Origin of the sequence: Pantoea phytobeneficialis (genome assembly GCF_009728735.1) — a bacterium.
In the GTDB taxonomy this organism is placed as follows: Bacteria; Pseudomonadota; Gammaproteobacteria; order Enterobacterales; family Enterobacteriaceae; genus Pantoea; species Pantoea phytobeneficialis.
In genome coordinates this window covers 27,796-48,313 of sequence record NZ_CP024639.1, presented here as the reverse complement: position 1 = coordinate 48,313, position 20,518 = coordinate 27,796, and the positions used below count along the sequence as shown (strand labels likewise).

Sequence of the window (20,518 nt, the reverse complement as noted above, 5' to 3'; positions counted from 1 at the left end):
GAGTTCCGCTGTAAAATTTCCAATAACATCCTGCCCTGGATTTCATGCCTCTGAATTCACCGGGCAGGGGTATGCAGCGCTACGCAAATGTTATGCGTAAATCAGAAACCGATATTCACACGCACCATAATCATCTGTGAACGTGTCTGCTGCTCATCCAGTCCGAGTGTGCCCTGGTAGGCGATGCCTGGCGTGATATCGTGCGGGAGCAGAAAATCAATGCCGAACCCCAGAGCCAGCGTCTGGGTGCTCTGCTGATAGAGCGACATGCTCCAGGTATCGTTACCCACATCCGCATAGCCTACGCGCGCTTTGCCGTTGTCATTCATCAGTTTGGCATACTCAAGACGACTCTGAAGTTTCACAAAGCCCCAACGGGTCGGCACGCTGTGTTCGCCGCGCAGACCGGCTCCTGTCACGACCTGTGCAAGCGTCTGAGGTGCGTAGGCGAGGTTGAATACACCAGCATCAGATTCGGCATAGCCATCAAGCCAGGTACGGTAATACTGAATGCGCGCATAGGGTGAGATGAGGCTGTTGGCAGTCCGGAACTCGTAACCTGATGTCAGCGAACTGAAAAACTGACGGCCGGAGCGGCTGCCACGCGCAAATGCATCTGACTCACTCACATAACGTTTGCTGTCGAACTCAAGACTGCTATAACCCAGCAACCCATCAATAAAGAACGCATCCGGGTGCCAGCTGCCATACAGGGCGGAGCTGATTGAGCGTCCGTTTTGCCGAGAACCGGAGTCGCCTACGTCGCTAACGTCGCGGCCAAAGCCAATCCCCATGCCTGCGGTAAAGGATGGCGTGAACCGATAGTCGCTGCCGGTGGTAATACCCACCAGGGTATGGCTGAAACGCACGGCATCGTCTTTATCACTGCCAAAATCGATGTAACCACCGGTCCACCATGACAGGCGGCTGTCCTCACTCTGACGGGCGAAAGGTGTGGCTGGCGGTTGCGGTTGTGCGCGGTCATCCTGATAGTGGCGCTGTTGCTGCCAGGCGCTGGCCCACAGGTCTTTATCGGTATCTCGTTCGGAGCGACTGGTCGGCATGGAGAAATGGATGCCATTGTGCCCGGAAGGGAGACTGGCACCGCTGTGAAGCTGCTCCAGACGATCGTTAAAATTGCGGATCTGTGCTTTGGCAAAATTCTGCGCTGCCTGTACCTGTGCGCTGATCAGGCCAATCACGTCAGCATCGCTGGCCGGATTGGGCCGGTCGGCAATGGTCAGGGTGACGGTTGCTGGCTGAGCAGTGCCTGATGCGCTGCTCAGTTCATAGCGAAGTGCAACGGTACCGCTCGCCTGAGCCGCAGCGGTAAACAGTAGCTGATACGTTGCCCCCGAGGACTGGATAGTCGCTGTACCGAGGCTGCTTTGTGGTTGATCGAGCAAACGCGCACCGGTGAAAGGCCCGCCGGTGGCACCCTCAACCAGATTTACTTTCACTGACTGTCCGGCATACAACGAGGCGCTGTGATCAGCAGCCACAGGGACAGCGGCGTTAACGGTCAGCGTATAGGTTGACTGCACGGCTGCCGCGTTCGCGTCAGTTGCGATGAGGGTAAAAGAAACATTGCCCGCAGCAGTTGGGGTGCCTTTCAGCTCGCCATTCGCAAAAGTCAGTCCCTGGGGCAATGACCCGTTCAGTTGCCAGCTGTAAGGGGCCGTGCCACCTGAAACGCTGAAGGTCTGACTGTATGCGGTTCCCGCCGTCGCTGTTGGCAATGTGCCGCTGGCAGGTGACATTGTCAGGCTGGTGGCCGTCACCGTCAGCGATACCGTTGCTTCCTGGGAGGTACCGTATGTGTTGGTTGCACTGTAGGTGAAGCTGTCGCTACCGGAATAGCCACTTACTGGGGTGTAGCGGATGCTGGTGCCTGCAACCAGCGCCGTACCGTGACTGGCCTTACGGACAATTTGCAGGCTGGTGACTGCACCGGCGATTGCCAGAGTGATGCTGTTGTCGCTACTGCCTGAATCGACCGTGGCTGTGACATCGTTTGCAACCGGCGCAGTGCCACCTGCGGTGACATTCAGAGTGTAGTTAACCGTGCTGCTGGCACTGTTACTGTCCGTTGCTGTGACCTGGATGCTGAAGCTTCCTGTCTGAGTCGGCGTGCCAGAAATAACACCGGTGCTGCTGTTAAGTGTTAACCCTGTTGGCAATCCCGTCGCGCTCCAGCTGTAGGGGGCAGTGCCGCCCGTGGCCGTTAATGTCTGGGACCATGCGCTGTCTGTCGTGGCGGCGGGAAGCGCACCGGCCGCAGGGGAGAACGTGAATGTGGGTGCCGTGACTGTCAGGTCCACGCTGGCATTAGCCGATGTTCCCGCGCTGTTGGTCGCGTTCCAGCTGAAACTGTCGCTGCCAGAATATCCCGCGGTCGGAGTGTAGGTAATGCTGGTTCCCGACGCGGTGGCTGTGCCATGTGCGGGTGCCGAAGCAACGGATACAGAGGTTGCTGTGCCACCACTGGTGGAGAGGGTTATCACGTTATCTGCGCTGTTCGCCGCGACAGTGGCGGTACTGTTGTTTGCCACTACAGCGGCTTCCGCTCGCGTCACATTCAGCGTATAGGATTTGGTTGTGGCGTCCTCGGCCGTAACAACGATGGCAATGGCGGTTGATGCACCTGCTGTCAGACTGATGGCGGCAGAAGCAGAACCTGATGTCACTGCGGTGCCATTCACCGTGACCGTCGCATTGGAATCGGTGGTGGTTGGGGTAACGGTGATGGTGGAGACACTGTTCGCTACGGATGCGCTATAGCTGGTTGTACCGGCACTGAAGGAGGGAGAAAGTGTACCATCCGAAAGTGCCAGGCTGCTCAATGTTGCATCGCTGGACGGAGTTGCTGCCGTACCGGAGCAGGTAACAACAAAATTGCTGAATTGACCATGTGATGTGGTCAGCCTCAGACGAACACCATCGGTTGAGAGGGTTCCCGCCATATAACTCAACGTCACGGTATGCGCAGAGTTGCTGATTGACGATGAGGCATAGTAGTTCTGGAATGAGGTTTCCTCGTAATCAGTCATACCAAAACTATCGGAGGAAGATGGGTCTCCATTATATGCGCCACCGCTATCGGTGACGGAAACCGATAGCGTATCGCCAGCATCAAACTCTGATGCAGGATAAGCATTTGTTATGTAATTCAGTGACGTTGAACCGGACAGCGCGTTGAGTGCGGTACAACCGGTGGAGAGCGCAAAAGCGGAGGTGAGCGTGGATATGAAAAGTATGAGAAAAGTGAATACCCAGCCCACTGCCCGTTGCAGCCTTTCAACGTAACGCATCATCATTCACCCTGATTATTGAATATTTTTTATATTAATTAAGATTAATCTTATTCAATACAAATATCATGAAAGTGTGGCGAGTGATAGCTGAGAGTGGCGGCTTTTTTTCCTTCAATTCACGGGATTGCAGAAATCTGCCAGGTGTCATGGGTAGGCATAAAGTTACTGTGGTTTATTAATTCATCTTATGTGTGCGTGGTATGCTTAGTTATAAGTGTCACCAATTTATTTAAATGAGTTGTCGTGGATATCTTATCGATTTCTATTCAGGTCTAACACCAGAGTCAAATCTTGCTATACATTGGGCAACATCACAGGCTGAAATTGTGAGTGGAGAATATTATGGGTCTTGAGTTTCACATAACCAGAGCTGAGTTTTGGGCCGACAACGATGACGCACAGATAACTTCTGACGAATGGCTTAGTTATATTAAGAGCGATCACGAACTAAAAAGAGATATTAAAAACGGTGAATATCATTCATTGTGGTCTGGCCCCTCGTTGTATGATGAGTCGTGGCTTGACTGGCGCGCAGGTAATATTTATACAACATGGCCAGATACATATCTTTTTAGAAAGATGTTAGAAATTGCGAAGCATCTCAACGCCCAGGTAATGGATGACGATGGTACGATTTATAGTGACGAATTGCAGTGGGAGTACGACCCTTCAACCAACATTTAACGTCTGTGACTTGCTCGCGTTGAGCTATCTGACATACAGGGATTTTATCCTGCACCTGTAATTTCTGAAACTCATCTCCTTTCCTGCTGTCTTTTGTAAATGTCTCCGCTTCGTTTTGACAGGAATATTAAAGACATGACGACAGTTTTGCTCATTGAGGATGATACCCGTCTGGCGCAAATGATCGTGCCTTACCTGGAGCAATATGAGTTTGATGTACTTCATAGCGCCAGCTCCTCAGACGCGCAGTCCCGCATGAAAATGAAGGATTTTGATGTCGTATTATTGGATCTGATGCTCGGAGATGCCGATGGCCTGGCATTATGTCGCCAGATAAGGGCTGAGTCTCACAACGACCCGGCAATTATTATGGTCACCGGACGAGGCGACCCGGCGGACCGGATCATCGGGCTGGAGGTTGGCGCTGATGATTATCTGCCGAAGCCTTTTGAGCCGCGTGAATTGCTGGCGCGTATGCGCGCCGTACTTCGCCGTTTGCGTCCAGGGACGTCCCAACGTGGTGACATCAGCGTGATCCAGTCGGGTGAGCTGGAGATCGATACTGCTGCACGGACCGTCACACTACGACAACAGCCCTGCCTGCTCACCTCGTTGCAATTCGATGTGCTGGTTTCACTGGCTCGCCAGGCTGGACGGGTGTTGAGTCGCGAGCAAATATGGCAGACGGTACGCGGGGAGAGCTATGACAATTTTGACCGCGCTATTGATGTGCATATTGGGCGTATCCGCCAGTTGATTGAGGACGATCCGCGCTCCCCAAAACGCATTATCACGGTGCGTGGAGTGGGTTACGTGTTTTCTGCATTATCGGAACGCTAATGCCATGAAACGCATCGCAGATTTTCCCATGCATTTGCAGATCTTTTTTGCTGTGCTAAGCGCCATCGTGTTGGTCGTACTCTGTACCATTATCCTCTGGCTATGGAATGACGATAACAACCGTAATCTCAGTGCATTTGCTACCTTCAGCGAACTGGTCGAGCAAAATCTGCCTCCTGCATCGGCGCAAAAAAGTGTGCAGTCAGCTGCAATAGATGACTGGATGCAACGTACTCATGCGCGCTTCGCGCTATTTGATGCCAATGGTCAGTTGCTGAGCCGACCGCTTTCGCCAGAGATTCCTTTACCGAAACAAGCCAGGCGAGGGGGGTTCTTTGATGACGGGTATGGAACACGTTTCGTCTGGCAATTGCAGGATAAACGCCTGCTGGTTATTGAGTTCAGCTCTGACCGCAGGGAACGTCCGTGGTTGTTTATCATCATGCAGCTCGCATTGGCGGTCACTGTCGCGTTGATAGCTTTTCCGGTGATTCGCCGACTAACGGCGCGTCTGGAATCCCTGCAACAAAGTGTTGAAGCTTTGGGGAGGGGAAACCTGGCCGCACGCGTGCCGGTGACGGGGAAAGATGAAGTCAGTCAACTGGCCGCCAGCTTCAACCGGTCGGCCGCGCAAATCGAAACGCTGGTGCAGTCGCAGAAAACCATGTTGGCTAATGCGTCACACGAACTACGTTCACCGTTAATGCGTATCCAAATGGCCTCAGCACTCCTGGCGGGGGAACCTGCTCAGGCGCAACATGAATTGCAACGCAGCGTGTCTGAACTGGACACGTTGGTTGAAGAGATACTTACCCTGAGTCGGCTGGAAATGGCGCAAAAGGTCATCGCAGGTGAATTTACCGCCACCGATGTCACGGCACTGGCTGCGGAAGAGTGTGCCAGGGCTGAAATCGATTTGGTTGCTGAACATATTGTTGCTCAGGTTGATGCCCGCCTGATACGCCGTTTAATGCGCAATCTGATTGAAAACGCCTTGCGCTATGCCGGTCAAGAAGTGGTTATGCGTTTATACCGTAGCGATCCGGATAATTTGTTGCTGACTGTCGATGATCGTGGTCCAGGCATTCCTACATCAGAAATGGCACGCATTTTTGAGCCGTTCTTCCGCCTGAGTCGCAATGAAAATGGCACAGGTTTAGGGTTAGCACTGGTGCGTTCGATTAGCGAATATCACGATGGCGAGGTAAGTGTCATTAATCGCGGTGGCGGAGGTGCCAGCTTCAGAGTACGCATACCGCTGTTACATAACTTTACCTGAGGTAAAAAGAGGCGTTACAGGCGGCTGATGTAATGGAGACCAACACTTGCGCCAGCCCTGTAACGAAAAGGATGAAGTACCATGCTTTCCATTCCCGTGAAGTCTGCTCTGCTGTTGTTAATTCTGTCGGCAGCTTTACCCGCCCTCGCTGAGGAGTCAGATAACGCCTTCAGCGGATTTATTGGTGGAGGCGTCGGTGTAAAACCGAAGTACTCAGGAGCCAAAAAGAACGATACAACCTTTCTTCCTGCGGTGAGAGTGAACTACGGCCCGTTTTTTATCGGTGGCGTCGATACCCTGACGGCGTTCGGTTGGCAGTTTGCCAAAACCGAACACTGGACATTCGCCCTGGGAGCAGGTGCAGATCTTTCGCCACGCCATGAGTCAGATGACGAATATCTGCGTGGCATGGGCGATATTAAAACTTCGCCGCGTGCATTTACTTCAGCAATTTACCGCAATGATATCCTCAACGCCGGATTGATCCTTTCACAGGATGTGGGGGGAAATCAGCAGGGGTTTCTGCTGACAACTTACGCCAATCTGTCGTGGCGTCCCTGGCAGGATCTGCGACTCTTTACTGGCCCAAGCCTGAGCTGGGCGGATAGCGATTATATGCAGACACAACATGGTGTCTCCGCGCAACAATCATCACGTAGTGGTTTAGCCCGTTATGACGCAGGCGCAGGGCTGGAGAAGATGGGATGGGAAGTCGGGGCCGATTATGACCTGACCTCATCCTGGCGGGTATCGGCCCGTGTCATGGCACAACGTCTGGAAGGTGACGCCGCAGACAGCCCGCTGACTCAGGAGAAGCAGCAACTGAGTTATGCCTTATTATTGGCCTGGCGTTTCTGATAAGCCTGGCGGGTGACACCGACTTACTGAGGTCATCTGATAACCGAATCCCTTACCATGCAGCTCCACTCACCCTGAGAACGCCAGCGTCTTTCTCCTCAGCCTTGCCAGGTAACGCGAATGACCGGCGGTGTTTTTATCAAACTGATTGGTCATTAAAGCTAAAGAAAAACTCATCGTTGCCGATAACAGTCCAGGCGTTGATTGCCATTCGCAAAGTAAGGCAAATCCTGCATCCTCATGTTCCTGTATGGATGTGAATAGGGCAACCAATGCGTACTTTCTGGGTTGGGAAAGGATAAATTTGGTCAAATCTGGTCAGATCAATTATTTAAAAATGGAGATTACACATGGCAACTAAAATTAAGATGGAAAATCCTCAGACGGGTGAAAGTGTTTTTGGTTTCTATGGATATTCATGGACAACGCTTTTATTCGGTGCATTTCCAGCTTTATTTCGCAAAGATTTTATAACTTTCATTGGTGTGTTTGTGGTTTGGGTTATTTTAGCCTTTCTTACTATGGGTATCGCGCCTTTCTTTATGATGTTGATATGGTCTTTTATGTACAATAAATACTATACAACCGGGTTGCTGAAAAAAGGGTTTATTTTTGCTGCCACGCACACCGAAAATGAGCTGGCTGCTGGACGCCTTGGTCTGAAGCTCAACAGCAACAATTGCAGTACTGTCGCCCCTTAACGTCAGTATCAGCGACAACGCAATCAACAGCATATTCTTGCACTAAAACACCTTGCGGTGACGCAAGGTGTTTTAGTGCTGATTTCAGTTAGCGTCATTGTCACCCGTGGTCTTCAGGGCTAATTGATACTTATTTTCAGTGGTTGATAGTATTGCGGGTCGAACGTGGACAGGGGCAAAGGCTTTTTAGTGTTGTTACCCAATAATTCCTCGGCCTGAGTAATGCTCACTGAGTCAGCGTTTTGCACAGCTTCGCAGTCAAACTCTGTTGAGGTGTCTACAGAGCGAGTAGCGTCACTGTCACCAAAAGGTGGCACGTTTAACGTGCCTTCGCCAAGGGGATGACCTGTTTTATCTTTCAGCTGGATGGTTAGCGCCAGTGCGTTAAATTCTCCGGCACCTCCATTATCCAGCCTGAATACCAGCGAACAAACACCTTGAATCCACACGTTATCGGTATTTCGAATACTAATATAGCGCTGTGTTTCGGCAAGGCTGGTCGACTGCCAGCCCAACCCGAGTAATACCGCTGCCAATAAAAGTCTGCTTGAGCGTCCCATGTTCATGTTACTTCTCCTGTGCGGTAGCTTTAGGGGCGTTGATCTGTTTACAGGTTTCCAGCCAGCCCGCAGTATCTATTTTGCCGTTTGCCAGATACGCCTGCTGATTCTGCCAGTGTGCGGCCAGGAAGGGCTTCAGCCCGGAAAGCCGCTTGTTCAGCGTGAGCATTTGATCAAACACCGTGACTTCATGTTGCAGGCCCTCTTTACCATACAGGGTGGCGGCATCAACCAGGCTACTGGCGTAATAGCCTGTCAGCTGCTGGAGTCTGTCGGACTGCTCGCCCAGCTTGGTTTTGCGAATGGCGCAGTTGGCGTCGCTGGCGTCTTTATTTTTACACAGCAGTTCGTAGTTATGGTTTAAGAAGTCGAGGAAACGGCCATCATCCTGCAATTTGGTACAGAGGAAGGAACCCAAATTCAGGCTGGCGCGAATCGACTGGTCACGCTCTTCCTGCTGTTTCTGGTTGCTGGCTCGCAACTGGTTTTCCAGGTCTTTCAATTTCTGCTTCAGGGCAGAGTCATCAACCTTTGATGCGAGGCTGCCCAGCGCTTTGACCGTGTCTTTAGCGTCATCGTCTTTTTTAGCGTTAGCCTGACTGTCCGCGCCAAGTGTTTCCCAGCTTTTTTCCAGCTGTTTCACTTTATCGGTTGAGGTGATGGTTGGTGCCACCAGAACCAGACGCAGACCGGTCGTTTTGCTACTTGCAGGGGTGGCCTGGTCGTAGTAATTCACCTCTTTACGCGTCGCGCTGCGAATTTCTGTTGGGCCAGAGAGGAAGTTACCGCCCCTCACCACAAAGCCGCCAGCCTGGCCGTGCAAACGATTGAGCTTATTGAGGTAAAAGGGATTGAACATCATCTCTGACACATTGCCCAGCATGTCATACAAACCCAGCGGATTGGGCTGTAGCAGGCCAATAAGCTGCACTCTGCCATTGGAAGATTGCGCACCTGAGAACCACTCATAATTCTTCATATCGTCCATCGGGTAGTGCTGGTCGCGGAATTCAGCGCTATTCACTTTCAGACCGCCGCGTGCGGCAAATTCCCACTCTACTTCTGTCGGCAGGCGTAAAAAGCCTGCATCACCGTCTTCCTGCGGCAACTTATCCATAGCATGGCTGCGCAACCACTGATTGTATTTATCAGCCGTACTCACGGCATCGAACCAACTAATCCCTGTCACCGGCAAACTAAGCTTGCGGGATGGCACAGGGCAGGTGCCTTCGGTCAACGCCTGATATTGCAGGGTGGTCAGTTCATACTTCGCCATCAGGTAATAGCGCCCCCTGGCTTTTTTGTCGGTAAAACTGCCCGCAATAAAAGCGGGATAACTGTGTTCGATCACCCCCCAATCCCCATTGTCCTGGCCCAGCGTAATCGGCAGGTCATCGAGTGGCCCTGTCATCGGGATTTCGACGCGACGAAACGCCATTGAGCCTTCGCAGGGCATGGGCAGAATAATATCTTCGCTATCCGGTTTCGGGTTCCAGCTATTTTCTGTCCAGGGCTCCGCCAGCGCAGAAGAGACATTGGCGAGCAAGCCAAGAACTAACCAGTAAGGCAGTGAGGAAGGCGTTAAGGTCACAAACAATCTCCGCTAATCATCAAATAACTCAAAGGGGGGGGATTCACACCTCACGCAGACTCTGCGCAGGTTCAATATTAATGGCGCGATAAGCGCCGATACTGGCAACCACTACCGCCACGACAACGGTTATTGTCATGGCCAGCAAGCTATGCGCCCAGGTGATTCGGCATAACATCTGATCGGTCGCCTGGCTACCGGCAAGCGCCCGGTTAAAAATCTGACTGGCGATCAGATAGATGCCGTAGCCCCCGATATAGGCCAGCAGGCTGAGCAGGCATCCTTGCACAATGACATAGGCTCCCACGGCAGGGCCGGTAAACCCCAAAAGCCGCAGCACGGCAATATGTTTGCGTTTGCGATCGACGTTGGCGATAAATGAGCCAATAAGAGAGGCGATACAGCCAATCAGGGCGGTGGCGGCAATGGTATTGAAGATTAGCCCCAGCACGCGGTTGATGCTTTTCACGTTTTCAATGTCGGCGAGACGACTCGAGGTTTCGATGCGTTGTGCGCGCAGATCGCGTTCAAGGCTGGCAACGTCATCGATGCTCCGTGCATATAATCTGGCACGCGCATAGCGGGTGGGTTTGTCACTTAATGGTTGCCCACTGCTCACGCCAAGGGCCGGGATCGCGTAACCGTCTCTGAAATGTTCAAGCATCAGCAGCAGGGAGGATTGGGTAAAGATTGCTGCGCGGTTGAAATAGATGGCGGGTAAAATGCCGACCACCACCAGGCTCCGTCGCCCCCATTCCTGGCGTTGATCCAGTTGACGGCTGACACGCAGAGTCACGTTATCACCGACCTTAACCGCCAGTTTTCGTGCGGCTTCCTGGGTTAACACCACCTCATTTTCCTGCTGGATTTTGAGATGACCCAATAGCGGATCACCGATATCGGTCGGAATCACTTCGGCATTTTCAATGAAATGGGTGCTGTCCACTTGTAAGTCGGTCAGCGTATTGAGCGACCGCGTCTGCCCAATAGCAAACCCCACGTCGGGACGTTGGCGTAGCTGCGCTATCCATTCCGGGTCATAGCTGCCGCTGCTCAACATTCTGATTTCGAGATTGCGCGGATCATTGGCAAGCTCGTCCTGCAATTGGCTGACAATGCCAAACCTTAAGCCGAACAGCAGCAGGAGTGGGGCGATTACCGCAACCAGAGATGACGTAATACAGAAAGAGATGATGCGGTCGTGCCACAGGTCTTTCAGTGCCAGGCGTCCCAGCAACAGGATACGGTTACAGGACAAAGTGGCTTCCCCTTTGGGATTGTTCCCCTGACAGGTCAGATGCACCAGAACCAGGCCGGGCAACTAAACAGGGTAAATTGAAACGTTGCACCAGTGGCCAGTCATGGCAGACAACCAATGCCATCATGCCTTCCTGAGCAACCAGGTCGATAAACAGGCGAAAAAGTTGCTGTGCATTGTGGGGATCCAGTGCCGCGGTAGGCTCATCGGCCAGCACCAATGCAGGACGATGCAGAATGGCACGAGCAAAGGCGGTGCGCTGCCTTTCACCAAATGACAATTGCGCTGGCTGTTTATGTAGCAGAGGTCCAAGTTTCAGCGCATCAACGACCCTGTTCAACATCGCTTTATCCGCTGACTTGCCAAGCAACTGGCACGGAAGCTGGATGTTGTCCTGCACGCTGAGAAAGGGAAGCAGCCCGCCATTTTGCAGCACAAAGCCCAGATGGCGCGCGCGTATCTCAGCCAGTTCGGCTTGCTGGTTGTGAGTAAGTAAGGAAGCCACATCCAGCGGCGTTTCGCCATCCAGCATAAAACGCCCAATGCTGGCCGGGCGTAACAACAAGCCGATCGCTTCCAGAAGGGTGCTTTTGCCACAGCCACTTTCGCCGGTTACCGCCATGACCTGGCCTGGCCGTAGCCTCAACTGCGGCAGGTAGACAGGATGCGCGTGATCCCCTTCACCACGCACCACACACAAGTTGTCTATGTGTAGCATCAGGGCATCATTTCCAGTGGGACCGGATAGACGCGATCGCGCGGATCGCTGCCTTTGGCCAGCTCCACCCAGCGGTCAACATCGGCATTGTATTTCTGGTAATAACGCAGCTTGGTGGAAAGCGTGCGGATGAATTTCTCCTGCGACAAGCCATCCCAGCTTTTCCAGGTCTCTTCATCAAGATTCAACACGTCACTCCGATAGGGCAGGTCTGCCAGGTATTCGCCTAACACGCCGAGATCGTTGATTTTGGCGTTATCCTGCTGCTTAAGCTGGTTCGGGTCGGCACCCATTGTGGCGGCAACGGAACGTAGACGCTCAAACATTTTATTCGGCGAAATCATGCCTTCATTAGCGGCTTGCAGGATCTGGCTCACCACATCACTTAAATCGCTCAGTTGCCCTTTGGTCAGCAGTACACGAACGTCAGTGGTGGGGATGTTTTGCTTGATGAGATCGCGATCGCTGATCCAGGCCTTAAACACCAGCGGAGCCTGAGTGTCGTTCTTTTTACCCAGCCAGGCCAGTTGCATGGCATGACCAATCAGGGCTGTATCCCCCAGCAATTTCTCTTCAGGCGTCTGCTTTTTGCCATCATCTTTAGAGTAAAGTGCGCTGCCGATGGCCGGATCGCCCATATAGGCCGCTTTGACCTGCTCGGTAATGGCACCTGCCAACGTATCAACCTGTTGCCCGAAGGTTTTCAGATCACCGGCATCAACGGATTGGTAGAGATTGGACTGCGTGCTGTCAAAGTTAGACAGGTCGCGGTACTGGCCTTCCGCCTTCGCATGGTCATTCTTGCCTGACGGGGTTTTCAGATGCAGGGTATAAATCGCAATCCCCTTGTTACCGGCTTCCAGGCGCAGCTGTTTCGCATCAAGCCCGGTAGACGAAAGTTTGTTGCTGCCATCAATGGCACCCGCGTCGGTGATCAATACGATGTAACGCGCGCCGAAAGGCGTCCAGTCGATGCTGTCGATAGCAGAAAGAACGCCGGAGTAAGCATCTTCATCAACCAAAGAGCTGGATACTTTGGCTTCTTTCAGGCCCGCGACTTTTTGCAGGAAATCATTGCCGTCCTTCACCTGGTTGGGGTCGGCAAAGATCTTCGAGGTGAACTCCAGGCCGGGTACGGCTTTGGTGTTGGAGCGGAAGGAAACCAGACCAAACTTAACCTGATCCTGCAAGTGTTCCTGTTTAATCTTGTCATAAATTTTGTTGACCGCTTCTTTGGTGCGATCGATATACGGACCCATCGAGATGGTGGAATCAATGACGAAAACGACCGAGGCATTAAAGCCTTTAAGCTGATTAACGTCATCGGCCTGTTTCGCGTTGGGGTCTGCCTTGCTGACAGAGGCGACGTTCAGTAAGCGAGTATAAAACCCACTCTCTGTCATGATCTCTTCGCCACTGAGGATCGGCAACAGGTAGAACTGCTTTTGCAGATCAACAAAGTATTCCGGCTCTTGGGCTAAAACACCGTCAGCATGGCCGTCGCGTTTGAGATGAGCGCGCAGCGGCGCAACTATTGAGACGGGGTCCGGCGCAGAGAGAATATCATCCAGGCTTTTCTTGTCTTTAAAGAACACTAACCGGTCGCGATTCGCCGGGTTGGTAAAGGCCAGGGTCAGCTGCATTTTCCAGTCAACGGTGCAGGACTGGGGTAACCAGCCAATGGTTTTGCCATAGCTATCAGGCCCCACTTTGACCCAGCTTTGGCCGTTCACATCCGCTTTTTGATAGACATAAAAGCTGCTAAATGCGGGTTGCAGTTGGCCCTTATCATCGCCAGCCGTCGTTGCCAGTTTGCAGCCTGGCGTCGTCAGAACCCTTTGAAATAAGGTTTTCTTGCCTTCCTGTAGCAGAGGTTTGTCTCCCTCTGCTGCCAACACCTGGCTGGTCAGAAGTAGGCCACATAACGGCAGGGCGAGCCGAAGAAAATGTCTGGTCATTATTTTCTCAGCTCCGCAAGGCGTTGTTTGGCTTTCTGATTTTCTGGATCGGTTTGCAGCACGGTTTCATACCAGTAAGCAGCGGTATCCGGGTCCGGGGTTTTGAAACATTCGCTTGGCTGGTGACCCTGAGGATCATATTCAGCGGCATAGGCGAGCGCGATCCTGGTATCACCACCCTGAGCACTGTGGGCGTACAGACGCTGGGCTACACCGCACTGCTTCGCCTGTTTGGCTGCCTGAATGATGGCCAGCAACTTGTCACTGTCGAGCTTCTGTTGTACGCAGTTTTGGACAAAATCGAGCTCGGTCTGACTTGTCAGGTTAGCGGGTGAACACGCGTTAGCATCTGCTTTGGCTGCCTCTGCCACCACCGGGGCTTCCGGTTGTTTCGCTGCCGCGGTTGGCGTGGCGTTGTCGCGTCCCATAAACCACCAGAGCGCACCGGCGGCAATCAACAGCACCAGCAGCACGGCGATGATGATCGGAACCAGAGACGTATTGCGTTTGGGCCGCGCGGCTGTTGGTGTGCGGATGGGTTCATCAGGCGTGGGTTCGGCCTCAGTCTCCGGAACGGTTTCAGGTGCGGTGTCCGGTGTATCCAACACGCTACTGCCACCGTAGTGGGCGGTTTGCCCACGGGCACCAGAAGAGAACAACTCATCGCGTGCCAACTGGAGTGTGGTGATCAGGGTTTTACCGGTGGCCAACTTAGCCTGAATTTGCACCTGACTGGGGCTGGTCAGCAGGGGGTCAAGGATGTCCGGGCCGATACGGAAGCCGCTGCCATTATTGAATGCATACCCGCCATTGATGGTAAACCAGTGTGGCTCCGGGCTCCAGTGGCCGTCAGGCTGCAAGTAATTCTGCTCGTTGTTGCACAACGTAAAGTTCAGATTGGCCAGCAAGGCGTCTTCGCCACGCAGGCGAATCATCAATTGTGCAAATCCCGGCTCTGAAGGTTGGCACGGTAAAATTTTAGCTAGCATGACGGGTTCTCTTGTTTCATTTGGCCGATGATCTGGCCCAGTTGCTGATTTTGTTCAAGGGAGATATCACTGGTTGCGCTGTGGCCGGCGTTGTTCAACGTGAGCGCCATTAATGCCGAGAGCCAGTCGCCCAGATAGGCCATCCCCGGTTGAGGCGCGACCGCTGCCAGTTGCGGCAATTCATCGCGGGCAAGCGTGGCCTGGCGGGCAAACACTTTCTTTTTCTCGCCAACGTAGCTGTCAGGGATTTGCGCTTCGGGCAAAGTGAGGTAGCCAAACCAGGCAATAAAGTCTCGCAGCGCCAGTTGAGCACGTTGCGTCTGGCGTGCCAGCAACTGCTCCCGACGTGTTCCCGCCTGTTCCTGACCTGCCAGCGCGCGCTTGAGCGTACCTTCCAGATCCAGACGTGTGGCTGCGGTAATCAACTCTTCACACAACAAATTGATGGTTTCACTGTTCAGCCCCAGTTGCTGCCAATACGTGGTTTGCTGCGACAGTTCTCTCAAATGCGCGACCCAGGCTTTAAAGGCCTGATGAGCGAATTCGTCATCCTGACCGATGCGTTCTGGCGTGGGTGCAATCGCGGAGGGTTGTTCCTCGACCGAATCCTGACCGAAAGGATTGCTGCCAAACGGGTTACTTCCAAAGGGATTCGCAGCAAAGGTGTTTTGCGGACGCTCAACCTCGCTGACTTGCGGCACCTGATCCTGATCGCGAATGCTCAGATAGATATTGTTCAGCTCATGAGAAGGCAGATCTAAACGACTGATCATCTCCCCCAAACTCTGCGGGCTGGCGGTTAAGCCCTGCCACAGTTCTTTGGCAATGGCTTGTTTTTTTTCTAACTGGCCGTCGCCGTCATGCTGGTACCAGCGGCCAAGGCGTTTTTCTGCGGTTTCGATGCGACATTGTTTCAGCTGCTCACGCAGGCGATCTAATTTAAACGTCAGGTGGGCGACGCCACGCAGTGCCCCGGTCAGGCGAGAAACGCCGCCATCGTTGAGCTTGAGCATCTCCTGCCATGCCTCATTGGGTGCGGCAACATGCCGTTGGACATTTTGACGGGTGACAAAGGCGCGCCCCATAGTGTCGATGATGTCCTGGTAGCGATCGGTAATCGCCACCTCTTTCAGGGTCTCCTGCCCTGGGACATTTTCAAGCTTCAGGAACGGCGTATCTATGCCTGGTTTACGTACCAGGAAACAGTTATCAAAGGGTTTGCCCGGGGACCACTCTTTCAACCACTCATACTGGGCAAAACGTTCCAGCAGAGTCATATGTATCATGCCTTCCCAGGCTTCATTGAGCTGACTCTCCGTTTTCGTCAGATTGTCCTGGATGCGTACATCGCACATGGTAATGGCCCAGAACAGGCCAGCTTTACTTTTGGCACGTTCTTCAGCCGTTTTGCCTTGCGTCTTCTCGACCCAGCGGGTGAGAACCGGACCCACATCGGAGACGTCACTTTGTTTAGACGAGCTGGCACAGACCACCAGGGCATTCATCTCCTGATTATCGGTGTAACGCTCAAACAGATAGGCGACTTTGCCGCGTAGCAACAGCTGCGATACCGGATTTTTACCCGACTGAGCCGCATCTTTCAGGGCGAGAAGTTTGAGGCGACCGCGATAACCGGGGAAGTCGAGTAAGTCGACCTGTTCCATCACGCTGTTTGGCGTGACCTCTGCCAGCGGGAAAATGAGCTCCGCGGTCAATGCCGCGAGCTCCGCTTGTGACAAGTGGGCGCTACCGGTTTGTTGGTTCTCTTGCCAGAAACGTATCTCGACCAGGCGGTCCTGGCTTGAACCGAGGCGATTCAGGCTGTCGACATTCATAATGCTGCCGTTGCTATGCTCGGTAAGCGTTTCTAATGGGGCAAACACCATTTTTGCGTGGTTAAGTTTTGCCAGCACATGGGCCAGGGAACGGTATGTTTCAGTGAGTTCCGGTTGTTCTCCCCACAGGAGAGAAAAAAGGTCTGCACGCTCATGGGGAGTAAGGGTGGGGGCGATTTTAAGCACCTGCGGCCACCAGGCGTGCTCAAACTTTTCTACTGATTTTTTGAATGAATCTTTGAGGTAATCCCACAGGGCAACAACGTCCTCCCTGCTGACACCATTGTTGGCATCAGCCTGACCGACGCGTTGCAGGAAAGGTCGCAGGCGTTCTTCAATGTGGTTTTCATCAAGCTGATAAGTCAGATTTTCATGGTTGAAGTCATTGAACCAGGTATTGGCGAGGATCTTGGCCAGGTCGATTTCACTGAACAGGCGCAAAGGAACCGGATAGCCCTGCGGGGCTTCGGGCGCGTATCGGGTAAAGCGCGTGACCAGACCGGTCGCCTCTTTCCCTCCGCCAACCGGATTGACCTCTTTGATAAAGTCCACCACCCTGGTGCCATAGCGTGCTTTCAGTTCGCCATTGCTACCTGCGGCTACTGAAGAGATAAGATAAGACTTACCGGCCTGAGAGATGCCGAAGAAGCCTACCGTCATTGGCGTGCCAGAAACCTGAGAGAGGCTGTTCGCCAGATTACGGGTACGCAGCAAACTCAGATTCAGTTGGTCGGCTTCTGTGTCCAGGCGACGAGAGCCGGTGCGGACATTGTCCACCCAGCCCAGCGCATCCTGACAGCCCTGGGCGATAGCCGCCCATCCTTGTTGAAGAGTAGTTTGTTCGTTGTTCATTATTTTTTTACGCTCCCGCTATCGAGCCAGTGCCGGCTGTCAATGAGTCCTGTATCGGGCATGGTATTGAGTTCCAGCTCGACATCTTTCTTGCCGAAAGATCGGTCGGTGTTGCTGCTGACATCAGCAATGGTCAGACGATCGCTGATCAGCCCTAATTTTTGCGCAGCCTTACCTTTATCAATCGTGAGCCTGACTTTGATATACGGAGAGCCGCTGTCGATGGATTTCGCCTTAGAGAAATTTTCACGCCCAGACTCGGTGAACCGCAGCGTATATAAGGGGGATGCAGACCAGCGCTCTGCGTCCAGCTGGCGATAACCCAGGCGCAGGTCGCCGCGCATCACGATGCTTGCGGTGGTTGCTTCACCCTCATCATTCATAAATACCGGCAGGATGATTTGTCCGTCTTCAGATTTGATATCGCGGTAGATAACGTCGGCATCGTGGATCAGGTTATCCATATCAATGGTGCCGAGATGGCGAATGGTGGAATACGGTTTCAACGCCGAGATACGGAAATGGAAGTTGGGAATACTGTGGTTCGCGCATAATTGCGACAGCATCGCACCCACCGAGGCGGTACTTTTGGGATCGTGAATATGACCGTTTTTATGGAACGGATACCAGGTGCCGGTCTGGTAACCATGCAACGCCAGAATGCGTCCTGGAGGTAACGGCAGGTTGCGACGGACAATCGCCTGAATCCCTGGCAGTTGCGACGGTCGCCCGGTCAGCAGCAGCAGGTCACACTGGTAACAGGACAACACTTCGCACAATGCGGTCAGCACTTTGTCGATGTTGAATTTGCCTGAGCACATATCGGTGTGCATTTTCGTCAGCGTGATATTGAGGGCAATATCCGCGAGTTTGAAATCCTCTATGCCTCCCGCCTTTTTCACTTCACGACGTACAAAACTATCAACCTCGTCACTGATGCTGTTCGCGGGCAGTAATTCACCGACGCGCTGATTGATCAGCAGATAGGTTTGTTCATTCTGCGGATCATATTGCTCATAGCGGGCAAGGAGGTGCAGCGCCAGTGGCACGAACACTTGCAGGGTCAGTTGCTGGCGCAGAACCGCTTCGGCGGCACTGATATTTTGTGAACCGCACAGTTGGGACAGCAACGTATCTACCGAACGTACATTTGCTTCACGCAGCGCCAGCTCGAAAGCCGGTAATACGTACGACTGAATAACGTCGAGCAGAATGTCATCCCCGGCAATTTTGAAGCTATCGCGGAATCGCTGGTGGGGGATGATATGCACGTTGGCGCCGCCGCCGGTCACGCCATTGCGATCCAGGCGGTAATCGGTGATAACCAGATCTGTTGTGCCGCCGCCGATATCAATTGATGCAATGGTGAGGGTTTCCCGATCCTGACGGTCCGGGCGGCCAAGCGTATTGAAAAAGACTTCCGGATGACCGGCGAAGTTCTGATTGATCTCGGTGTACAGGTACACCAGTTGAGCACAGGACGCTTCATCCCACTCGACGCGGATTTTTGGCAGTGGGATCTTGATGTTGCCCTTGCTGTGTTCTTCCTTCTCATCAATATAAGGATCATTCTCACCCGCATGCCAGCGCAGTGATTTCCATACCAGGCCCACGGCCTGACGCATTCTTCCATCAAGAATGCAGCGTTCCGCCATCGGCATACCCGGTGGGACCGTCAGGATGATGTGGCGAAGTTGACGCGGAAGACCGGCATGGCCTTCACGAATACGTTGCTCGGGACTGTTGATCTGGCTGATGGCTTGCGTTAACACTTCTGCCAACATAAAGGTCATCAGTGAACTGCGGGAATAGCGTGGTGTGAACACCGGGATGCGATCCATCTCATCCTCAATGGTATGCAGGGCATCGCCTTTCTCATTAATTAAATTGGCAAAAGGAGCGGCAGTGGCAAGGGGATTGGTTTCCTGCAATGAGCTGCCGTTAAAGCGCCAGCCCTGACCATAAAATTTCTCATCCCAGAGATAGCGTTTAGGGCTGGAAAGCCCGGTAGAACCCTCGCTCCCCCGGCGGCGTGACGCTAAGCGACTGGCTTCACCCCCAATGCGGGCGATGGTTGGCCACTGGAAAGCATCGTGGCGACCGCTTCGCACGGAATAAAGGTCTTTGCCAAAAAAGGCCTGGGCGAACTCCACCTTACTTTCAAACGGGTCGATATAGATATGTTCAGGTGTGCTAAGGTCGCGCAGCTTCAGCACGTAGTTGTGCATCAGGCCGGATCCTGACTGCCCGTGATCTTCAATCAAAATGCCGCAGGTGCGGGAGTTACCCACATCAAGAATCAGATCGACCGGGATCGGTTTAATGGCGTTCACTTCACGATTGGCAATCACTTTAAACTGGGGTATCGCGATAGAGGCTACCGTTTGGGTTTGCAGGCCCTCAAGCGGTTCTGCCATCAGGGACAGCAGGTTAAGGTAGTGCGCCAGCGGATACTGCTGGGCGATCTCTTCCTCTCGATCGTCAATATCCCGCCCTTTGCTGGCTTCATTAAAGACATCGACCAGCCAATCTTTGACCCACTCCTGGGTTAAGTACCAGTTGAGCGCGTAAGTGGCAGTGGCTACTGCAAAGGTCGCACCGGCATTCACATCTTCATGATTAGGGCTAAGATCCGCAGCCGATTGTTGTTTAGCCATGATGCGGGTATCAATCGCCAGCGTCATGCGGTGCGTGTGACCATCGAGGTCAGCTTCAGGCAGTTTCACAAGGCGAAAACGCGCCCAGTTCAGCGGGCCTTCCTGGTAAATATTGGGCAAACTAAAACGGAACAGGGGCAGCGGCAACCAGACGCTGTCCAGCAGTTTCAGGCTCTGCTCAACAGGAATGTCGTACTGGCTTTTCGCCTTCTCAATTTTGTCTGGCGTCGGCTGATAGAAATAGTAATCACGCGGTTCGTTGTAAATCAGACGTGTCAGTACGCCGTTGGCGAGTTTGACAAATTCGCCCGTCCCGGCAGTCTGGCGTTTGAAGGTCAAACCGAAATCCATAAACTGAATTCCGGAGTCGCCGACCAGAGTGACCTGGCGATCAAAAGAAACAATTTCAGGCAACATAATCTAT

Annotated in this window: 14 protein-coding genes; 5 read left to right on the top strand and 9 right to left on the bottom strand. The window is 53.0% G+C overall.

Translation table 11 applies throughout. The features are described 5' to 3' along the window. Positions 1-101: 101 nt before the first annotated feature. Positions 102-3,314: an autotransporter domain-containing protein gene (locus tag CTZ24_RS24220; protein ID WP_208727069.1), complete on the bottom strand. Its 3,213-nt coding sequence runs from the start codon at positions 3,312-3,314 to the stop codon at positions 102-104. Between the two features lie 342 nt (positions 3,315-3,656). Between CTZ24_RS24220 and CTZ24_RS24215 the strand changes: the two genes are divergently transcribed. From CTZ24_RS24215 to CTZ24_RS24195, 5 genes are all read left to right on the top strand, one after another. After that, positions 3,657-3,998, top strand: a complete 342-nt coding sequence (locus tag CTZ24_RS24215) for a hypothetical protein (protein ID WP_208726997.1) — start codon at positions 3,657-3,659, stop codon at positions 3,996-3,998. 135 nt (positions 3,999-4,133) lie between these two features. Then, positions 4,134-4,838, top strand: coding sequence for a response regulator (locus tag CTZ24_RS24210; protein ID WP_208726996.1), 705 nt, complete (start codon positions 4,134-4,136; stop codon positions 4,836-4,838). A 4-nt stretch (positions 4,839-4,842) separates the two neighbouring features. Continuing rightward, a complete protein-coding gene (locus tag CTZ24_RS24205) occupies positions 4,843-6,117 on the top strand; it encodes a sensor histidine kinase (protein WP_208726995.1) in 1,275 nt (424 codons plus the stop codon). 81 nt (positions 6,118-6,198) lie between these two features. Continuing rightward, the gene (locus CTZ24_RS24200) at positions 6,199-6,975 is read left to right on the top strand and encodes a MipA/OmpV family protein (protein ID WP_021184033.1); all 777 of its coding nucleotides are present in this window, start codon (positions 6,199-6,201) and stop codon (positions 6,973-6,975) included. 350 nt (positions 6,976-7,325) lie between these two features. Next, the gene (locus CTZ24_RS24195) at positions 7,326-7,676 is read left to right on the top strand and encodes a hypothetical protein (RefSeq protein WP_208726994.1); all 351 of its coding nucleotides are present in this window, start codon (positions 7,326-7,328) and stop codon (positions 7,674-7,676) included. A gap of 119 nt (positions 7,677-7,795) precedes the next feature. On the opposite strand, the gene CTZ24_RS24190 is transcribed toward CTZ24_RS24195, so the two are convergent. From CTZ24_RS24190 to CTZ24_RS24155, 8 genes are read right to left on the bottom strand one after another with little or no spacing between them, the layout of a single operon-like run. Beyond that, positions 7,796-8,242 carry an IrmA family protein gene (locus CTZ24_RS24190; protein WP_367617730.1) on the bottom strand — a complete coding sequence of 149 codons (447 nt, stop codon included), beginning with the start codon at positions 8,240-8,242 and terminating at the stop codon, positions 7,796-7,798. Between the two features lies 1 nt (position 8,243). Beyond that, positions 8,244-9,827 carry an SUMF1/EgtB/PvdO family nonheme iron enzyme gene (locus CTZ24_RS24185; RefSeq protein WP_303464524.1) on the bottom strand — a complete coding sequence of 528 codons (1,584 nt, stop codon included), beginning with the start codon at positions 9,825-9,827 and terminating at the stop codon, positions 8,244-8,246. Positions 9,828-9,870: 43 nt separating this feature from the next. Then, positions 9,871-11,085, bottom strand: coding sequence for an ABC transporter permease (locus CTZ24_RS24180; protein WP_021184030.1), 1,215 nt, complete (start codon positions 11,083-11,085; stop codon positions 9,871-9,873). After that, a complete protein-coding gene (locus CTZ24_RS24175; RefSeq protein ID WP_208726993.1) occupies positions 11,075-11,803 on the bottom strand; it encodes an ABC transporter ATP-binding protein in 729 nt (242 codons plus the stop codon). Before CTZ24_RS24175 ends, CTZ24_RS24180 begins: the two co-directional genes overlap by 11 nt. Continuing rightward, a complete protein-coding gene (locus CTZ24_RS24170) occupies positions 11,803-13,761 on the bottom strand; it encodes a vWA domain-containing protein (protein WP_208726992.1) in 1,959 nt (652 codons plus the stop codon). Before CTZ24_RS24170 ends, CTZ24_RS24175 begins: the two co-directional genes overlap by 1 nt. Then, a complete protein-coding gene (locus tag CTZ24_RS24165; RefSeq protein ID WP_208726991.1) occupies positions 13,761-14,750 on the bottom strand; it encodes a flagellar basal body-associated FliL family protein in 990 nt (329 codons plus the stop codon). Before CTZ24_RS24165 ends, CTZ24_RS24170 begins: the two co-directional genes overlap by 1 nt. Next, positions 14,744-17,437 (bottom strand): virulence factor SrfC family protein, encoded by a 2,694-nt coding sequence (locus CTZ24_RS24160; RefSeq protein WP_208726990.1) that lies wholly within the window; start codon positions 17,435-17,437, stop codon positions 14,744-14,746. The genes CTZ24_RS24165 and CTZ24_RS24160 overlap by 7 nt, the downstream gene beginning before the upstream one ends. Continuing rightward, positions 17,437-20,511: a virulence factor SrfB gene (locus tag CTZ24_RS24155; RefSeq protein WP_208726989.1), complete on the bottom strand. Its 3,075-nt coding sequence runs from the start codon at positions 20,509-20,511 to the stop codon at positions 17,437-17,439. The genes CTZ24_RS24160 and CTZ24_RS24155 overlap by 1 nt, the downstream gene beginning before the upstream one ends. Positions 20,512-20,518 lie beyond the last annotated feature (7 nt).